This is a genomic window from Veillonella parvula (assembly GCF_032550495.1).
GTDB classification, from domain to species: Bacteria; Bacillota; Negativicutes; order Veillonellales; family Veillonellaceae; genus Veillonella; species Veillonella parvula_G.
This window is the reverse complement of sequence record NZ_JAWFZJ010000001.1, coordinates 493,309-510,954: the sequence shown is the minus strand read 5'-3', so window position 1 is coordinate 510,954 and position 17,646 is coordinate 493,309. Positions and strand designations below refer to the sequence as shown.

Sequence of the window (17,646 nt, the reverse complement as noted above, 5' to 3'; positions counted from 1 at the left end):
CAAACATACATAACATACGGCCACGCACGCAAGCCGAAAGGTGGTCTTTGTGTTAGAAGTCATGGCAAGTTGAAACATAAAAGCAATGAAGTTCTAAAGTAGATATTCGGTGGGAGGTGGTGAGTATGTGAAAAACTATGAAGCAGCCGAGAAGGACTATAAAAAGTTCTTACCTTATAAAGACATAGCTGAGAAATACGGTGTATCAATCGAAACAGTTAAATCTTGGCGGAAGCGATACGGTTGGAAGCGTGCTAAGACTAAACCTAAACCGAAAAAGAAAATAGGTGCTCCGTTTGGCAATAAAAATGCCATGGGTAATAGTGGAGGTCCACCTGTTGGAAGTCAAAACGCTTTAAAGCATGGCTTATTTGCAAAATACTTGCCACTCGATATGATTGGCGTAATTGAAGAAATAGAAACAATATCCCCTATAGAAATACTATGGGGGAATATTTGTATCAAATACGCTGCAATTATACGAGCACAAAAAATAATGTTCATCGAAAGTGAAAATGCGGATAAACAAATTGAAAGCGTTACTCAAACAGTTGAGGAAAGCGACCAATTTGGGAACACTAAACGAATTGAAAAGCATGTTGATACAATCACAGCAGATATTCGTATGGAGAAGTTCCTTAAAGCACAATCAAGGGCGATGGACACGCTGGCAAGATTAATCAAGCAATATGACGACCTATGCAAAAGTGAATTGGCAACGGAAGAACAAAAGGCTCGTATCGCTAAACTTAAAAATGAAGTTGAGACTATTAAACAACAAAACGAGGATAATAAAACGCTCGTTCCTATTATTGTAGGCGGTGATGAAATTGAAGATTAAGGATAATCAAGTAGTCGTTCATCTACCTAGTATTGTAGGGAAGCATTATGGTGCGTTTTGGCGGTTTAAAGGCCGTTATAAGGCTGTTAAGGGAAGCCGTGCGAGTAAGAAGTCGTCAACTCAATCATTAAAGGTTATAACCGAAATTATCGAAAACCCTCATATTAATTGGTTAGTGGTTCGTAAAGTTGAACGCACGTTGCGTGATAGTTGTTATGCACAACTGAAATGGGCTATACACCGATTAAAGGTGGATAACTTTTTTAAGTGCAGTACATCACCTTTAGAAATTACCTATAAGCCAACTGGACAAAAGATATTATTCAGAGGTTTAGATGACCCTTTAAAAGTAACATCAATTACCGTTGAAGTGGGGGCGCTGTGTAGGTTGTGGATAGAGGAAGCATACGAAATAACATCAGAGGAAGCGTTCGACCGCTTAGATGAAAGTATTCGTGGACAACTACCAAAAGGAATGTATCATCAAGTCGTGTTAACGTTTAACCCCTGGTCTGATAGACATTGGCTTAAAAAACGCTTCTTTGATACTCCTAGTCCGAACGTATTGTCCATGACAACGAATTACATGTGCAATGAGTTCCTAAGCGAAGCGGACTTGGTACTATTCGAGGAAATGAAAAAGAACCCTCGTCGCTATAGGACTGCTGGTCTTGGTGAATGGGGTATCGTTGAAGGCCTAGTGTATGAAAACTGGGAAGAACGAGTTTTTGATGTACACGAAATATCTAATAGGCCAAATGTACGCTCTGCCTTTGGTATGGACTTTGGTTATGTCAATGACCCTAGTACATTATTCTGTGGACTTGTTGATACAGTTGCTCGTGAAATATATGTATTCGATGAAATGTACGAAAAGGGCATGAGCAATGAAGGTATTTTGTCAAAAGTATCCGAAATGGGATATGCAAAAGAACGAATTAAAGCGGATAGTGCGGAACCTAAATCGATTGCGTACTTGCGGAAAGGTGGACTTATGAGAATTAGGGCAGCCAAAAAAGGGCCTGACTCAATTCGTGCTGGTATTTCGATTATCCAGGATTATAAAATCATTATTCATCCTCGGTGTGTTAACTTCATTACTGAAATTAGTAACTACACATGGGACAAAGATAAATTCGACAACCCTATAAACAAGCCTATTGATGATTTTAACCATTTAATGGACGCCATGCGATATGCAATGGAAGAGTTTGACGGACGAAAAGGTGTACGCTTATTAACTTAGGAGGTGAAAGTTTGGAGCTTGAATTAGTTAAGAAGTTAATTAAAAAGCATACCTTGGGGCATGCAAACGTAATCAGCGAAATGCAAACAGCGGAACGCTATTATGAAGTCAATAATGACATTAAGTTGTTACCGACTAAACCAAAGGACGTTGAGGAAGCAAGGCAAAAGGGAGAAAGTTTTAACCCTATGCACCAGGCAGATAACCGAATTGCGTATTCCTTTTATCCTTTGTTAGTAGACCAAAAAACTGCTTATATGTTTACGGCACCGCCTATTTATGATGTTAAAAACGATAATTTAAATACAATTATCCTCGATACATTAGGCGATGCATACGAAAAGAAATGTAAGGACTTATGCGTTAAAGCTACGAATGGTGGTGTCGCTTGGGTTCATTACTGGATAGATGAAAACAACGATTTTCAGTGGGCGGTATTACCGGCTAATGAAATCATTCCAATCTATAACAATCGTATTAATACGAAGTTGGAAGGCGTATTGCGTGTATATGCGGATATTAACGACGAAGGCGAAAATATCACGGTATACGAATATTGGAATGACAAAGAAGTACAAGCATTTTCTATGCGAACTGGTGATGATTACGAAACATTATCGCCTTATACAGCATTTACAATGATTGACCCTAGCGGTGTAACGTTAAACGTTGATACTATTCCACATCAAATGGAAAAAGTTCCTTTTATTGCGTTCGCTAACAACGCACGTCATACAACTGATTTAAAACGTATTAAGGAATTAATCGATGTGTACGACAAAACTTATAGCGGTTTTTTAAACGACCTAGAGGACGTCCAGGAGGTTATATATGTACTCACTAACTATGGTGGTCAAAACCTAGCCGAGTTCTTGGACGGCATGAAAAAATACAAAGCAATTCAAATGGACTCTACTGGTCCTGATGATAGAAGCGGTATTTCAACTCTAACCATTGACATTCCGATTGAAGCACGTAAAGAACTTCTTGATATTACTCGTAAAGCTATTTTTGACATGGGACAAGGGGTAGACCCTCAGCAACAAGGTTTAGATGGCACTAGCGGTGAAGCAATGAAGTTTTTATATACTTTATTGGAGCTTAAAGCCGGTATGATGGAAACTGAATTCCAACTAGGCTTTAATGAATTAATTCGTGCTATCTGTTCCGCACATGGTTCGAACGATGTTACTATAACCCAAACATGGACAAGAACAAGCGTTAAGAATGACGGCGACTTGGTGGACATGTGTTCAAAATCGATGGGCGTCGTATCTAAGCGAACTATCCTTGCACATCATCCATTCGTGGAAGATGTGAACGAGGAAATGAAGCAAATTGAAACAGAGGAAGCACAAAATAATACTGATATGTACGATGATTGGCATAGCAAAGGTCATGACGATGGCTCTATAGACGACCATGACGACGACCACAGCGATGACGAATAATCGTATTTATATTTTCATTCGTGGCAGGTAAACCACGGTAAAAACCGGAAGGAGTAAAGCATATGACATTCAAGGAACTATTAGAAAAAATTGGAGTTGCAGAGGATAACATCGACAATGCAACTAAACAATTTAAAGAATTTCTCGATGGTGAATATGTTCCAAAGTCGCGTTTTAATGAGGTCAACGCGGAAAAGAAAACCTTAGAAACTGCTGTTGCTGATAGAGATAAACAGTTGAAAACATTAAAGGATAGCGAAGGCGATGTACAAGCGTTAAAAGACCAAATCACAAAACTTCAAGCAGACAATAAAGCGAACGCTTTAAAAGCTGCCGAAGATTTAAAAGCATTAAAATTGAGTACCGCGGTTCAATTAGCGATTGGTGATAGCGCACAAGATGCAGAGCTCGTAGCTAACTTGATTGACAAATCTAAACTTGTACTTGCTGAAGATGGTAAAGTAACTGGTTTAGATGAACAACTAAAAGACTTGCAAAAGAATAAAGCGTTCTTGTTTAAACCACAAGGCGAACCTAAATTCAAATACGACCCTAACAAGGGTGAAGGTACGCCTAAGGTAAACCCTTTCAGCAAGGAACATTACAATCTAACGCAACAAGCAGAACTTATTAAAACCGACGTTGCACAAGCTAAAACGCTTGCAGCACAAGCCGGTGTATCTATTGACAATTTGATTTAAATTAGGAGGACTAATAATGCCAAATCAAAACTTTTCTTTTAACTTGCAAACATTCGCAGCAACTGCATTGAAAGACGTAATTAACCCTACACCGTTATTCGTTGATTATGTAACACGCCGTACAAGCGAATTATCCGCTATTTTCTCTTCCGGTATCGCAACTCGTGATGCCCAATTCGATATGCTTGCATCTGAACCAGCACAAGTTCATAACATGCCTTTCTTCACTGATTTGACTGGCGACTCTGAAAACGTGGTGGAAGGTACTGACTTAACTGCCGATAAAATCGGTTCTAAAATGGATGCTTCCACAACCATTCGCCGTGCGAAAATGTGGGGCGCAACTGACTTGTCCGCTCAATTATCCGGAACTGACCCTATGTCCGCTATTGGTGATTTAGTAGCTGGTTTTTGGGCTAGAGACCATCAAAAGGAATTATTGAATATCCTTAATGGTGTATTCGCTGCCACTACAATGTCCGACCATATCTTGGATATTTCTGCTAAAACTGGCAAAGCCGCAGCATTCTCCGGTGAAGCGTTCATTGACGCAATGCAACTTATGGGCGATGCTCGTAACTCTTTAACAGCAGTTGTTATGCACTCCGCTACAAAATCTTATCTTGATAAATTGAACTTAATTCAAACTATCCGTCAATCTGATGCGACTTCCTTTGATTACTACATGGGCCGTCGTGTAATTGTTGACGATGGTTGCCCTGTTGAAACTGACAAATACACAACTTATTTGTTCGGTGAAGGTGCGATTGCGTATGGTGTAGGTTCTCCTGTTGGTATGGTTCCAGCGGAAGTTGACCGTGATAAACGTAAAGGCTCCGGTATTGATTACTTGATTTCTCGTAAAGCGTTCATCTTGCATCCTCGTGGGGTAAAATGGACTAATAAAACTCGTGCCAATGCTGAATCTGTATCTCGTGCGGAATTGAAAGACGGCGGTAACTGGGAACGTGTTTACGAATCTAAACAAATTCGCATTGTTAAATTTGTTCATAAATTAGGCTAAGGGGTAAAACATGGGGACTAATTCATATTGGGCTAGGCGTGCTGTTGAACGTGAAGATGAATGGAACAAAAAGAGCCGTGAAACAATCGAGAAAGAGTTGGCCGCTCAATATGAAAGGTCCGCCCAACGGCTACAAGCAAACATTGAACAACTTTACGGAAAGTTCGCCACTGATAACGGACTAAGCATGACCGATGCTCGTAAATTAATCAACGGAACTGAATTTAGGACTTGGCGAAAGGACGTCGAAGGATACTTGGCAGACTTTGAAAAGACTGGCAACCCTAAGATTATGCTTGAACTAAATGCCCTTTCAATGCGTTCGCGCATTTCAAGGTTAGATAAATTGTACAGCGATACACTTATTGAAATTGATAAGTTAAATCGAAATACAGACAATGTCATGTCCTCCTTTTTAAAAGAAGCATACAAAGATAATCGCTTGCATTCTGCCTATGAATTGGCAAAGAAAGGACAAGGTCCTTTAAATGTAGTTGTTGATAATAAACAAGTGGAACAGGTCTTGCGAACTCCGTGGAGTGGCAAGAATTATAGTGAAAGGATATGGGCCAACGGTGAAAAGTTGGCTCGTACCATTCAAGATACTGTTGTTAATGGTGTTCATCGCGGTGTATCAGTTAATAAACTGGCGAAAGAAGTGCAAGAGCGAATGGGAGTATCTAAAAATGATGCTGTAAGACTGGTTAGAACGGAATTAAATTATGTTCATAATCAATCAACCTTAGATTCGTTGCGTTCCTCTGATATGGAATACTTTCAATTCATCGCAACAATGGATAAGCGTACATCTTCTATTTGTAGGGAACACGATAATAATATTTATCCGATTAGTGAAGCCGAAGTAGGTAGTAACGTTCCTCCGCTTCATCCTCGTTGTAGGTCAACGATTGCTGGTGCTATTAGTAATAAGAAACCGACTAGCGGTTCTCGTATTGCTAAAACTGAACCAACTTCTAAAGGGGAGCGAGTACAATATCAAAAAGTACCACGCAATATGAACTATAACGAATGGAAAGCGATTTACGTTGATAAAACAAAAACGTTCGCCGATTGGCGAGAGGAACAAAAGGCCGAACGGCCTAAACAACCGAAACCAGTTAAGCCTAAAGAGATTGACTTGAAGGACAAAATATCTAAACTCGACATGTCAAAAGCGACTCCGCAAGATATGATTAATATTGGGAAGTTAGCTAACCAAAAACATGATATTATTAACTTGATAGGTAATAAAGATGAATTGGTAAAGGTAGTATCCCAATATCGTGAAGTTGGATATAAAATTCCTAATAGCTCCTGGGCGGAAGGTAGCGTTAAGAAAAATAAAGAAATGTTACAAGGTGCGTTTAATGTATATCCGAGCGACTGGGGTCGTATGTTAAAGGATAACAATAAAGGCATTAGCACTCGCAAGATTAAGCGTGGTTATTTCTTTGGTGAAGCTGCCGTTACTGGTCAACCGTTGAAATACGCTAAAATCGACAACCCTGAAAAGTACATAACAATTAATATGAACGGTGTTCGTAAAACAACTCCATTCCATGAAATAGGTCATATGGTGGAATTTTTTAACAAGGATGCAAGCCGTTTGTCTAATGAGTTCGTAGAAATGCGAACCAAAGGCGAGGAAGCGGAAAGGTTAAACAAAATCTTTAATATGAGTTGTTATGGAAAAGAAGAAGCTAAAAGGGATAACTTCATCAGCCCTTATATAGGTAAAACGTATTCGACTGGTGGAACCGAAGTTTTAAGTATGGGGCTTGAAAGTGTGTTTGAACCTAACGAAAACGGCCAGTATAAAGGCTGGGACTACAAAACAGGTAAACCTATTTGGTCTACTATAAAGGACGATGAGGAGTATTTGCACTTCATTATTGGAATGTTATTAACTGTATAGGAGTGTTACTATGACGGATAAAGATAAAGCGTTTATTGACGCTTTAACTAAATTCAATAGCATGTGTGAAACGTACAAATCAATCTTTGGTGAAAACTCATTGGATAGAGTATTCGTACTTAGTCCTGGTGATATTTCAACGGAGGAATTGAACGATAGCACTAAAATGCTTGCCTCTGCTATTGCGAACGATGAACCGCTTGAACAATTTGACGAGGACATGTGGGAACACGTCCATTATTAAAGGAGATTAACTTTGGGTAACGTTCAATATTTAGAATATGATGAAGCGGTTGCGTTGGTTATATCAACGACTAACCGTTTAATATCTATGATTGATAGTCTTAATGAAGTTAATTGCGCCGATTATATAACGCTGTTCGCCGAAAAGTTTGTTCTTGATTGTATGGACTATTGCCATAGGACGAACTTCCCTCGAACGCTTGTATATACGGCTGCCGAATTAGCTACAAAGTACATCAAAGACAAATACGGCGATACACATGGACCGCTAAAATCTTTGAAAGAAAATGACGTTGAATTTACCTGGGCTGTTACTGATATATCCCCTATTGGGTGTATTAGTGAAAAAGACTTTGAAAGCATTCGCACTAAATTAAATCTATATAGAAAAGTGGTGTGGTCGAATGGCTAATGTATACGGAAAACTGCTTGCAGATATTATGTACAAAGATACATGTACCATTTCACGGCAACAAGCCACCACAGACGATATAGGGGCGGATGTGTTCGACGTCGTTGATGTGTATGTTGATGTTCCTTGTAAATTAGGACAAACTGGACAGACTAGCATGAATGGTGTTACTACTGACAGCGTATTCACATTAAAGGATAAATTAAGATTATCCTTGCCAGTTGATTATGATGTCATGGCGAATGATATTGTCAAAATCAATCATCAAGGCCAAACATTTATCATGCGATGTGATAGTCCTTTTAAGTACACAACGCACCAGGAAATCACGTTAATTCGTGATGATGAGGCTTAACTATGGGAGCAAAGGTTAACGGCTTCATGGAGTTAAATTTCAAGTGGAAGAAGATTTTATCGTTATATCCTGAATATATCGATACGCTTTTACAACAACAAGCGGAGTTATTAATCGCCGACACAAAGGCGAAAACTCCTGTTGATACTGGTACACTTCGTAACGCTTGGAAGCGTACTGAACCGCAAAATAACTCCATTGAGGTATACAACAATACTGAATATGCTAACCATATTGAATATGGACACAGAACACCGAAAGGCGGTTTTGTCAAAGGGCATAAGATGTTACATCGTTCTACAGTTCAGCGTAAAAATAAATTTTTAAATGACACAAGAAAGATACTAAGGAACTTGATAGATGCTTAAATTAAGAACTATTCAAAAGGCCTTAGTTGACCTTTTGAAAAACAAATATCCGAATTATAAGGTGTATTTTGACAACGTTGAAAAGTCAAATGCACCTTATTTTTATATTGAAATGTTCGTTCATAGTGGCGTTGGTGATTACAACTACTTTGAAAGGACGGTTCAAGTCGATATTACATTCCGAGCTATGGAAGATAAGAACAACCGCATCAAACGTGCGGACTTATACGAAATGAGTGATAGCTTAGAGTGTGTGTTTAGACCTGTACTGAAAGTCGATGATAGATATATCACCATTAACGACTTTGAACATACATTTATAGATGAAGTATCGCACTTCATTTTTAATCTCGAGTTTAACGACGCTTTCACGGACGAGGAAGTTAACTTTGTTCGTGGTGAACTTGTTAATACTCTTTCATTTAGCCTTAACGGCTCTAATTTAACCGAGGAGGAATAATTAAATGCCAAACGAACAAGAAAAATTCGGTTTACCGCAAGTCTTAATCGACTTTAAAACAAAGGGTGTAACTGCTATTAAGCGTTCCGCTCGTGGCGTTGTAGCATTGATTTTAAAATGCGAAACAACCGATGTATCTAACAAGTACAAAATCTCTGATATCAGCGAAATTCCTGACAGAACGTTCGATGAAGCTACAACTGATTTAATTAAAAAATGCTTGGACGGAACACCTTTGCGTGTATTGGTATACACATTACCAAAAACAACTGTACAAGGTGCAAAAAACACGCAAGCGACTTTGTTAAAACAGTTAAAACATACTCGCTTTAACTATATCGCCGCTCCTACTGGTACAGTTCAAGACCAACAAGATTTGGCGTCCTACATCAAAGCAGAACGCAACAATGGTCGTAAAACTGTAAAAGCGGTAGTAGGTAGCGTGGCAGCCGACCATGACGGTGTTATCAACTTCTGCACAGAAGAAATTAAAGTTCCTAACGGTCAAGATACACAAGGCCGAACAACTTATAAAACGTATACTCCAATTGAATATACTGCTCGTATTGCTGGCATCTTAGCTGGACTTGCACTCGACCGCTCCGCTACTTATTACAAATTAACCGAAGTTGAATCTGTGAAAGTGTACGAAGACTTAACCGACCGCATCGATAAAGGCGAATTGCACTTATTCGATGAAGAGGACGGCGAAGGTGTTAAGATTGCTCGTGCTTGCAACTCCTTGCAAACGTTCACAACTGACAAAGGTCAAGAATTCCGTAAAATCAAAATTATTGAAGGTGTTGATATGGTTACAGATGATATTCGCGATACCTTTAAAAAGTTCTATGTTGGTAAATATATCAACGACTACGACCATAAAATGCTATTTGTGGCAGCCATTATGGTTTACTTCAATCAATTAGCCGGTAACGTACTTGACGCTCGAGCTAAAAATAATGTAGATATTGATGAACAATTCCAAAAGAACTACGCCATCATCAAAGGCGAAGATATTTCTAAAATGTCTGTCATGGATATTCGCGAATATAACACAGGTTCCGAAGTTGGTTTAGCTGGTACAGTTAAATTCGTTGACGCTATGGAAGACCTTAAAATTAGTTTCACAATGTAATAGGAGGAAAACATAAATGGCAAGAGCAAGCGAAGATGTAAAATATCGTGGTCGCCGTCGTTGGAACGGCTCTCATGGCAAAGTATGGTTTGACGGTGAGTTAGTGTTCGAAATTGAAAGTTTCGAATGTACAATCGAAGCACAACGTGAAGACGTTATCATCGGTAACTCTGTTGACAGTAAAATCACTTCCCTTAAAGGCGAAGGTACTGCCAAAATTAAAAACGTTATTAATCGAAACTTCCGCAAGTTGCATGAAGCATGGAGCGCCGGTCATGACCCTCGTTCCGTGATTACAGGCTTATTGGACGACCCTGATGCAGTGGACGGCCAAAAGGAACGCATTTCTATTGATAATGTATGGTTTAACAAATTAACTCCTTTACACTTCGAAAAAGGCAAAGTTGTTGAAACTGATATTCCATTCGGCTTTACACCGGAAGATTTACAATACATTGAATCTATTGATTAATTGAAAGGAACATAACAATGTCTGTATCTATTAACGAATTAATTGCTAAACGCGAAGAAATTAAAGCTCGTAAAAGTCAAAAACTAACAATCGAAACATCCTTGGGTGAAGTCGTAGCTAAAAAGCCTACGACTTTACTTATGACAGAAGCATTAGGTTTAGATGGTGATAACGATGAATACATCGTTTATAACTGTATCGTCGAACCTAACTTAAAGGACAAAGACTTGCAACAAGCATATGATTGCGCCGAACCTATGGACATTGTAGGTAAGTTATTCGAATTCGGTGAAATTAAAGCTATTAGCACAGTTTTGATTGAGTCTGTTGGCGTTGGTAAAAAATTAGACCACGCTATCTTTGACGAAGCAAAAAAGTAATAGAAGAAGACTGGGAGGCGGCTACGGCCGCCTACTTAGTTTTAAAAGGTCATACGTTTGAATACTTTTTTAGTTTGTCCTTAATGGAAAAACTCCTTTGTCATGTGGCTATGGAAAAGGAAAGGAAAGAACGTGTGGAAGTTGCTAAATTAGCTATAAGGGAGGTATTAGGTGGATAATAAAGAACGTTTAGGCGTCGAACTGTACCTTGACGATAAAGGGTTTACCAATGCAGTTAAAAAGGCGCAACAATCAACGCAAAATCTAACTAAATCTGCCAATGCTGTTACTCCTGCGATGGCCGGTGTTGATAGAAGCATGAGTAGTGCTGTTAGCTCCGTTCAAGGAATAGCAAACGCAACCAAAAAAGCCGAAAGCGAATTGTCAAAGTTAAAGCGTACCGGTAGCAATATCAAAGTTAAGATTGACGCAAAAGATGAAGCTACTTCTAAAGTCCAAAAGATTAAAAGTGAACTCAATACTTTTAAAGGTAAGGTATACACAGCTACAGTTAACGTTAAGCAAAATATGGCCGGTGCTATGTCTAGTGCTGGAAATAAACTTAGCGGTGCTATGCTTGGAACTACAATGCAAATGGCTGGAATGGCCGGCATTGGGTTTGGTATATTCGACGCCGTAAAAGGCTATGCGGACTTTGAAGAAGAAATGTCAGCGGTTAAAGCTATTTCAGGTGCTACGGCGGACGAGTTCCAAAAGTTGAATGAAAAAGCAATTCAAATGGGCGCCGATACTAAATTCAGTGCCTTAGAGTCTGCACAAGCGTTCAAATATATGGGTATGGCCGGCTGGAAAACTAATGAAATGATAGGCGGTATCGCCGGTATCATGAACTTGGCGGCCGCATCAGGCGAAGACTTGGCTATGACTTCCGATATTGTAACTGACAGCTTATCTGCATTCGGTTTACAAGCGAAAGATTCTGCTATGTTTGCCGATGTGTTAGCGGCAGCAGCCACTAACTCAAATACCAACGTCGCTTTAATGGGTCAAACGTTCAAATATGCTGCACCAGTAGCCGGTGCATTAGGGTTCAGCGTACAAGATACTGCACTTGCTGTAGGTCTTATGGCTAACCAGGGCATTAAGGGTTCAGAAGCTGGTACAGCGTTAAGAGCGATGATGACTCGTTTAGTTAAACCGACCAAAGAGTCCGGCGAAGCAATGGACATTTTAGGCTTAAACATCTTAGATGCGAATGGTAAGATGAAACCATTTAGGGATATTATCGCCGACATTCGCGAAGGCATGAAGAAACTATCTCCGGATAGTAAAGCGGCCGTTGCTGGTATGCTTGCCGGTCAAGAAGCTATGTCAGGCTTGCTCGCATTGGTTAATTCGCCTTACGAAGACTTCGATAAGTTAGCTGGTGCAATCGACAATTCGAGCGGTGCTGCCGAACGAATGGCGAAAATTCGCATGGACAATCTAAAGGGTGATTTAGAACAATTATCCGGCGATTGGGACTCGTTCACTACGAAATTAATGGGCGGTAGCATTGGCGGTTTCAGAGATATTGTACAAGGTATCGACAACTGGTTCGTAGGTTTAACTGAAAACTTTGAAACTAACGGTATTACCATTCGAAGCGTACTTGACGGAATAACTTCCGCTATTAAAGAGTTAGTAGGTCAAACGCTTAAAATGGAAGGTCTACCCTCTATCTTATCAGCTGCAGCATTAGCCGTTGGCGGTATTGGTGCATTTAAAATCGGCAAAGGTGCGTATGGTTTATTTAAAGGTTTAAAAGGCGGTGGTGGAGCCGGAACTGGTGCGGACAGCACAGTAGGTGATATGACCGTTCAAGCCTTAAATGTAACTGTAAATGCAAGCAATATGACTGGAATGGGTTCAAGCGGTCCTATAGTTGAAGGTGGTGGCAAAGGTGCTAAACCTAAAAGTGGTGGCCGTTTTGGTAAATTAAAAAGCGGTGCAAGTAAATTAGGTAACGACTTGACAAAAGTTGGTGGTAAAATAGCTGTTCCTTTGGCATTGGCTATGGGTGCTTATGATATTGCGACAAGCGATGATAAAGCTCGTGCCGGTGTTGGTTTAGGTGGTAGTCTTGCCGGTGGCTTGGCTGGAGCGAAATTAGGTGCTATGGGTGGTGCTGCCTTAGGTTCTATTGCTCCTGGTGTAGGAACTGCCGTTGGCGGTGCTATCGGTGGCCTTGTAGGTGGTATCGGTGGTGCTATATTCGGTGAAGAAGTAGCACAACAAATTTATGACGGCATTACAAGTAACCTCGAAGGTTTAACTGAATGGTTCAGCCAAAAGTGGAATGACATTGTAGCGACATGTGCTCCGGTGATTAATACTATAGCCGGAATATTTGGCTTTGCTTGGGACGGTATCGTTGCTATCTTTGGTCCGGCTGTTGATTGGTTTATTGGTAATGTATGGGAACCTATTTCTAGTGCTGCGAGTAGCATGTGGGAAGCTATTAAGGGCTTCTTTAGTGAAGCATGGGAAAGCATTAAAGGTGTATGGGCCGGCGTTGCTAACTGGTTCGATGAAAATGTATGGAGCCCTATTAAAAGTGCAGCGAGTGGTGTATTTAGTGCTATTGGAAGTGCTTTAAGTGCTGTTCAAGCACGAGGTGCACAAGCAACAGGTATTCCAGGGCATGCAACTGGTACAAGTCATTTCGGTGGCGGTTGGACTGAAATTAATGAACGTGGCGGTGAAATTGTAGACTTGCCGAACGGTAGTCGAATTTATCCACATGCAACAACTGAAAAGATGATTGCGGATAGTTTAAGCAGTAATAACTCTGTTAACCAATACTCTATCAGTGGAAATACATTCGTTGTTCGTGAAGAAGCAGATATTGACCGCATAGCACATTCGTTATTCTCTATGCTTGAAAGTGCGGAAGTAAATTATGGAGGTGTATAATGGCGAAATTAATCAGCGGTATTGGTAGAGCGTTATCGCTTTTATCTGTGATTTTAGGTAAGAGCGGAAATAACTATCCTACAGTGATACTCTCACAAGGCGATGAACGATTGGTCTTGCCAGTAACTCCAACAAAGTATGAAGTAGGTAATGAACAGGATAATAAAAGCGTTAACATCACTCAAATAGGTGAAGCGTTATTGTTTGGTAACCCTAAACTAATTACCTTGTCTTTCGAAAGTTTTCTTCCAGCTAAAGACTATCCATTCATTGTAGGTGATAAACGTAAGCCGGCTGAAATTGTTGCTTTAATTAACAAGTGGAAAGAATCAAAGAAACCGATTAGGGTCATTGTTAGCGATGGCCCTATTAATTTAATGATGGCTATTATGGCATTCCCTTGGAAGAAGCAAGAAAATACAGGCGATTTATATTACACGCTCAGTCTTAAAGCGTATAAAGATTTAAACACCTCTATGACGGCGGACGATGCAAAGGCTGTTGATGATGTAACAGGTCTTAAAGATAGACCTACAATCAACAATAAGCCTAGCACCGCAACGCTACATAATAAGGGTGCAGATATTTTAGATGCTGCCAAAAAAGCATACGGCAACTATAAACACTATGAACGTATTATTCAATCTAACGACTTAAAGAATTTAGCGATTAACAATTTAAGTCAGTTAAGAAAGTTGAAGGTTAAGTGATGATTATTAAACACATCGGAACTAAAACAGTTAAAGATGAAAAGACTGGCAAAGATAAGCAAGTTCCAGTCGAAAACGATATATCACACTTGGCTAATAATGCGACATGGAGCGGTTCTCGTATTCAGGCAGCAAGAAAGCTTGAATTTGTGTACACGCAAGAGCCTCGCGACCCTAATTGGCCTGTATATGCACTTGGCATTGGTGAAACTGTAAAAGCATATTCAGAAGATAACGAGTTGCAGTTCGTTGGTAATATATACTGCACTGAACGTAAAACCTCCGCATCAACAATCACGGTAACGTGTTATGACAATATGTTTATATTGAGTAAATCAAAAACTACTCGTAAATTCACAAATATGACCGCTGAGGACATTACAAAGGCTGTTTGCAAGGAAATGGGTATTAAAGTAGGTAACCTCGCTGAAACCGGCGAAAAAATAACTTTTATCGCCAATAACAAGTCAGGTTATCAAATCATACTCATGGCATACACGGAAGCGGCTAAAAAGACCAACAAAAAATATCAAGCTATGATGGAGGGCGATGAACTCGACGTCATAGAAAAAGGGTCGGTTATCGAAGGCCTTGTAATCGACCAATATCGTAATATTACAGACTCATCCTATAAGGAAAGCATCGAAAACATGATTAATAAAGTCATGATTGTTGATGATAAAGGTAACTTAATTCGATATGAAAGCAAGGACGACCAAATTCAGAAGTATTCCATGATACAAGCTGTATACAAGGAAAGCAAAAACAAAAACACGCAAGAGGAAGTTAAGGACATATTCAAAGGTCCTGAACGTACTGGTGTTATTGACTGCTTAGGCGACTATGACGCCTTGTCCTCGTATTCGGTTGAAATTAAAGATGTGATTACACAGTTAAGCGGTCAGTTTTGGATAAAAAGCGATACGCATAAATTCGAAAACGGACAGCATACTATGAAACTCGAAATCGAGTTTGAAAACTTAATGACGAAAGAAAAGGTAGACCATTCCTTAGAAGCGAAGGAAAAGAAACGCTTAGAACGTGAAGCGAAAAAGAAAAACAAAAAAGGGAAAACTCCTAAGGGTAAAGGTCGAAGGTCTACTAGAAAGTCAACGAAAAGAAAGGTAGAAATACATTATGCCGAATGATATTCCGAGTGCTGCACATTCTATGGCGAAAATGGTTAATACTATTCACGGCATAGCAAAAGATGAACAGCCAATGGGCATGCGAATTGGACTTGTTACATCACCATTCCCTAATCTTGTTATTCGTGTTGATAATATCGACATTACAAATGAACAGATATATCTTAACGACTACTGGAAACCGGACCACTACAGAGAAGCAAAAGGCCACATCATAAGTGAAACACAGCCTCGCTCCGGTGGTGGTGGCTTAGCGTTATTTGAAAGTCATACACATGAAATTCATAACGATTATACTGATACGATTATCATGACTGATACGTTACGAGTGGGTGATGAAGTAACCGTATTCCCAGTATATGCACAAGGTGAACAGTTGTATTATATCGGTCAAAAGGTGGTGAAACTATGAGTGCAGAATATCCATTCGCCGGTTCAACAAATATTAACGCTTATCAAAGCAAGGAGCTTCCGTTATTCGTTGAATACGATTGGGACTTCGATAAGAACTCATTCAAATTCACCGCTAATGGTAATCGAATAAAAGTAACTGGTGATGATGCCTTAAAAGTTTGGGTATACAAAGCCTTAATGACGGAACGCAATCAATACTTGGCATATTCTACTCGTTATGGTATTCAATTAAAGCCTTTTATAGGAAAGGTTATGAGTGTTAATGAACGGTACAGCGAACTACGGCGAGTTATCGTTGAATGTCTTATGGTTAACCCTTATATCAAGTCTATTGATAGTATTACATTCGATGAAAACGGCGATAAGGTAGAGTGTTCCGTTGAATTAACCACAGTATATGGAGGGCTTAATATTAATGTTTAACATTCCAACTAGCGATGAAATATTAAAAGATTTACAGGAACAATGCACATCGCCTTATAGTAAATTTGAGGGTACATTCGAATACGATGTATTTTCATCTAATGCTATTGAGTTTATGAAAACTTATGTTGAATTAGGCGAGTTGTACAAGGTAGCATTTGGTGATACAGCTTATGGCGATTTCTTAACCATGCGAGCTGCCGAAAGTGGGGTCATTCGTAAAGAAGCAACTAAGGCGACTGGTTATGTTACTGTCAAAGGTAACGGAACTCTACCAAAGGGCAGTCAATTCGCAACTCAAACCGGTGTTTTATTTGAAACGCTCGAAACAGTACAAGTTAATAACTCAACAAACGTTAAAGTGCAAGCCCTTGAAGGTGGCATAGGCGGCAACGTTACAGCACAATCAGTAACAGTTATTCCAATGTCTATTCCTGGTATTATGAGCGTTAATAATACAGAGCCTATAGGCGATGGGTTTAACGCAGAAAGCGACGACGAATTAAGAACTCGTTATTTGAACCATGTTCGAACTCCTGGCACTAGCGGAAACGCAACTCACTATTATGAGTGGGCGATGTCTGTTGGTGGTGTTGGTGGTGCTAAAGTGCTTCCAGTATGGAACGGCGCTGGTACTGTTAAAGTAATTATTGTGAATAGTGAGTTTAGTCCAGCTTCGCAAGAAATTATTAACAAGGTAACTAATTATATTGAAACTGTACGCCCTATGGGTGCGGTGGTAACGGTAACGACTGTTACGCCTAAGACAATCAATATTACAGTTAAGCCGGAAGGTGATTTTAATCAATCGGTATTCAATGAATTAGTCAAAGCATACCTAATCGACATTGAACGACAAAACATTAAGAATACAACGTTATTGAAAGTTGCGTATTCGAAAATCGGTAGCCTTGTATTAGATGCCGGAGTAACTGACTATACGAACTTAACGATTAATGGTGCTACTAAATCAATCGAGTTAGCGGTTGATGATTTAGCGGTATTAGGCGAGGTGAGTGTTCTATGATTTTT

20 protein-coding genes are annotated in these 17,646 nt (G+C 39.7%); all 20 read left to right on the top strand.

Translation table 11 applies throughout. The features are described 5' to 3' along the window. The first annotated feature begins 127 nt into the window (after positions 1-127). A complete protein-coding gene (gene terS, locus E6X37_RS02495) occupies positions 128-841 on the top strand; it encodes a phage terminase small subunit (RefSeq protein WP_316689467.1) in 714 nt (237 codons plus the stop codon). Further along, a complete protein-coding gene (locus E6X37_RS02490; RefSeq protein ID WP_316689466.1) occupies positions 825-2,087 on the top strand; it encodes a PBSX family phage terminase large subunit in 1,263 nt (420 codons plus the stop codon). The genes terS and E6X37_RS02490 overlap by 17 nt, the downstream gene beginning before the upstream one ends. Before the next feature lie 11 nt (positions 2,088-2,098). Next, positions 2,099-3,538, top strand: a complete 1,440-nt coding sequence (locus tag E6X37_RS02485; RefSeq protein WP_316689465.1) for a phage portal protein — start codon at positions 2,099-2,101, stop codon at positions 3,536-3,538. 62 nt (positions 3,539-3,600) lie between these two features. Next, complete coding sequence (locus E6X37_RS02480; RefSeq protein ID WP_316689463.1) at positions 3,601-4,239, top strand: phage scaffolding protein; 639 nt, start codon at positions 3,601-3,603, stop codon at positions 4,237-4,239. Positions 4,240-4,255: 16 nt separating this feature from the next. Beyond that, entirely contained in the window at positions 4,256-5,263 is a 1,008-nt protein-coding gene (locus E6X37_RS02475) for a major capsid protein (protein ID WP_316689462.1), read from the top strand. Between the two features lie 10 nt (positions 5,264-5,273). Continuing rightward, complete coding sequence (locus tag E6X37_RS02470) at positions 5,274-7,178, top strand: minor capsid protein (RefSeq protein WP_316689461.1); 1,905 nt, start codon at positions 5,274-5,276, stop codon at positions 7,176-7,178. A gap of 10 nt (positions 7,179-7,188) precedes the next feature. Next, positions 7,189-7,422 carry a hypothetical protein gene (locus E6X37_RS02465; RefSeq protein WP_316689460.1) on the top strand — a complete coding sequence of 78 codons (234 nt, stop codon included), beginning with the start codon at positions 7,189-7,191 and terminating at the stop codon, positions 7,420-7,422. 12 nt (positions 7,423-7,434) lie between these two features. Then, on the top strand, positions 7,435-7,833 hold the full coding sequence (locus tag E6X37_RS02460; RefSeq protein ID WP_316689458.1) for a head-tail connector protein: 399 nt from the start codon (positions 7,435-7,437) through the stop codon (positions 7,831-7,833). Next, positions 7,826-8,188, top strand: coding sequence for a hypothetical protein (locus E6X37_RS02455; RefSeq protein WP_316689457.1), 363 nt, complete (start codon positions 7,826-7,828; stop codon positions 8,186-8,188). The genes E6X37_RS02460 and E6X37_RS02455 overlap by 8 nt, the downstream gene beginning before the upstream one ends. A 2-nt stretch (positions 8,189-8,190) precedes the next feature. Continuing rightward, positions 8,191-8,556 carry an HK97 gp10 family phage protein gene (locus tag E6X37_RS02450; protein ID WP_316689455.1) on the top strand — a complete coding sequence of 122 codons (366 nt, stop codon included), beginning with the start codon at positions 8,191-8,193 and terminating at the stop codon, positions 8,554-8,556. Next, positions 8,549-9,016 (top strand): phage tail terminator family protein, encoded by a 468-nt coding sequence (locus E6X37_RS02445; RefSeq protein WP_316689453.1) that lies wholly within the window; start codon positions 8,549-8,551, stop codon positions 9,014-9,016. The genes E6X37_RS02450 and E6X37_RS02445 overlap by 8 nt, the downstream gene beginning before the upstream one ends. A 4-nt stretch (positions 9,017-9,020) precedes the next feature. Further along, entirely contained in the window at positions 9,021-10,151 is a 1,131-nt protein-coding gene (locus E6X37_RS02440; RefSeq protein ID WP_316689452.1) for a phage tail sheath C-terminal domain-containing protein, read from the top strand. Positions 10,152-10,167: 16 nt separating this feature from the next. After that, a complete protein-coding gene (locus E6X37_RS02435) occupies positions 10,168-10,623 on the top strand; it encodes a phage tail tube protein (RefSeq protein ID WP_316689451.1) in 456 nt (151 codons plus the stop codon). 17 nt (positions 10,624-10,640) lie between these two features. Then, positions 10,641-11,003, top strand: a complete 363-nt coding sequence (locus E6X37_RS02430; protein WP_316689450.1) for a phage tail assembly chaperone — start codon at positions 10,641-10,643, stop codon at positions 11,001-11,003. Positions 11,004-11,174: 171 nt separating this feature from the next. Further along, positions 11,175-13,919: a phage tail tape measure protein gene (locus tag E6X37_RS02425; protein ID WP_316689449.1), complete on the top strand. Its 2,745-nt coding sequence runs from the start codon at positions 11,175-11,177 to the stop codon at positions 13,917-13,919. Then, positions 13,919-14,629, top strand: coding sequence for a hypothetical protein (locus tag E6X37_RS02420; protein ID WP_316689447.1), 711 nt, complete (start codon positions 13,919-13,921; stop codon positions 14,627-14,629). The genes E6X37_RS02425 and E6X37_RS02420 overlap by 1 nt, the downstream gene beginning before the upstream one ends. Then, on the top strand, positions 14,629-15,777 hold the full coding sequence (locus tag E6X37_RS02415; RefSeq protein WP_316689445.1) for an XkdQ/YqbQ family protein: 1,149 nt from the start codon (positions 14,629-14,631) through the stop codon (positions 15,775-15,777). The genes E6X37_RS02420 and E6X37_RS02415 overlap by 1 nt, the downstream gene beginning before the upstream one ends. Beyond that, on the top strand, positions 15,767-16,189 hold the full coding sequence (locus E6X37_RS02410; protein WP_316689443.1) for a DUF2577 family protein: 423 nt from the start codon (positions 15,767-15,769) through the stop codon (positions 16,187-16,189). The genes E6X37_RS02415 and E6X37_RS02410 overlap by 11 nt, the downstream gene beginning before the upstream one ends. Further along, entirely contained in the window at positions 16,186-16,614 is a 429-nt protein-coding gene (locus E6X37_RS02405) for a DUF2634 domain-containing protein (RefSeq protein ID WP_316689440.1), read from the top strand. The genes E6X37_RS02410 and E6X37_RS02405 overlap by 4 nt, the downstream gene beginning before the upstream one ends. After that, positions 16,607-17,641 carry a baseplate J/gp47 family protein gene (locus E6X37_RS02400; RefSeq protein ID WP_316689439.1) on the top strand — a complete coding sequence of 345 codons (1,035 nt, stop codon included), beginning with the start codon at positions 16,607-16,609 and terminating at the stop codon, positions 17,639-17,641. Before E6X37_RS02405 ends, E6X37_RS02400 begins: the two co-directional genes overlap by 8 nt. Positions 17,642-17,646: the final 5 nt, after the last annotated feature.

Coding starts and splice junctions, on each gene's coding strand:
- E6X37_RS02440 (WP_316689452.1), top strand. CDS start 9,021: ATGCCAAACGAACAAGAAAAATTCGGTTTACCGCAAGTCTTAATCGAC.
- E6X37_RS02445 (WP_316689453.1), top strand. CDS start 8,549: ATGCTTAAATTAAGAACTATTCAAAAGGCCTTAGTTGACCTTTTGAAA.
- E6X37_RS02475 (WP_316689462.1), top strand. CDS start 4,256: ATGCCAAATCAAAACTTTTCTTTTAACTTGCAAACATTCGCAGCAACT.
- E6X37_RS02420 (WP_316689447.1), top strand. CDS start 13,919: ATGGCGAAATTAATCAGCGGTATTGGTAGAGCGTTATCGCTTTTATCT.
- E6X37_RS02410 (WP_316689443.1), top strand. CDS start 15,767: ATGCCGAATGATATTCCGAGTGCTGCACATTCTATGGCGAAAATGGTT.
- E6X37_RS02465 (WP_316689460.1), top strand. CDS start 7,189: ATGACGGATAAAGATAAAGCGTTTATTGACGCTTTAACTAAATTCAAT.
- E6X37_RS02435 (WP_316689451.1), top strand. CDS start 10,168: ATGGCAAGAGCAAGCGAAGATGTAAAATATCGTGGTCGCCGTCGTTGG.
- E6X37_RS02490 (WP_316689466.1), top strand. CDS start 825: ATGAAATTGAAGATTAAGGATAATCAAGTAGTCGTTCATCTACCTAGT.
- E6X37_RS02450 (WP_316689455.1), top strand. CDS start 8,191: ATGGGAGCAAAGGTTAACGGCTTCATGGAGTTAAATTTCAAGTGGAAG.
- E6X37_RS02405 (WP_316689440.1), top strand. CDS start 16,186: ATGAGTGCAGAATATCCATTCGCCGGTTCAACAAATATTAACGCTTAT.
- E6X37_RS02455 (WP_316689457.1), top strand. CDS start 7,826: ATGGCTAATGTATACGGAAAACTGCTTGCAGATATTATGTACAAAGAT.
- E6X37_RS02400 (WP_316689439.1), top strand. CDS start 16,607: ATGTTTAACATTCCAACTAGCGATGAAATATTAAAAGATTTACAGGAA.
- E6X37_RS02415 (WP_316689445.1), top strand. CDS start 14,629: ATGATTATTAAACACATCGGAACTAAAACAGTTAAAGATGAAAAGACT.
- E6X37_RS02430 (WP_316689450.1), top strand. CDS start 10,641: ATGTCTGTATCTATTAACGAATTAATTGCTAAACGCGAAGAAATTAAA.
- E6X37_RS02470 (WP_316689461.1), top strand. CDS start 5,274: ATGGGGACTAATTCATATTGGGCTAGGCGTGCTGTTGAACGTGAAGAT.
- E6X37_RS02480 (WP_316689463.1), top strand. CDS start 3,601: ATGACATTCAAGGAACTATTAGAAAAAATTGGAGTTGCAGAGGATAAC.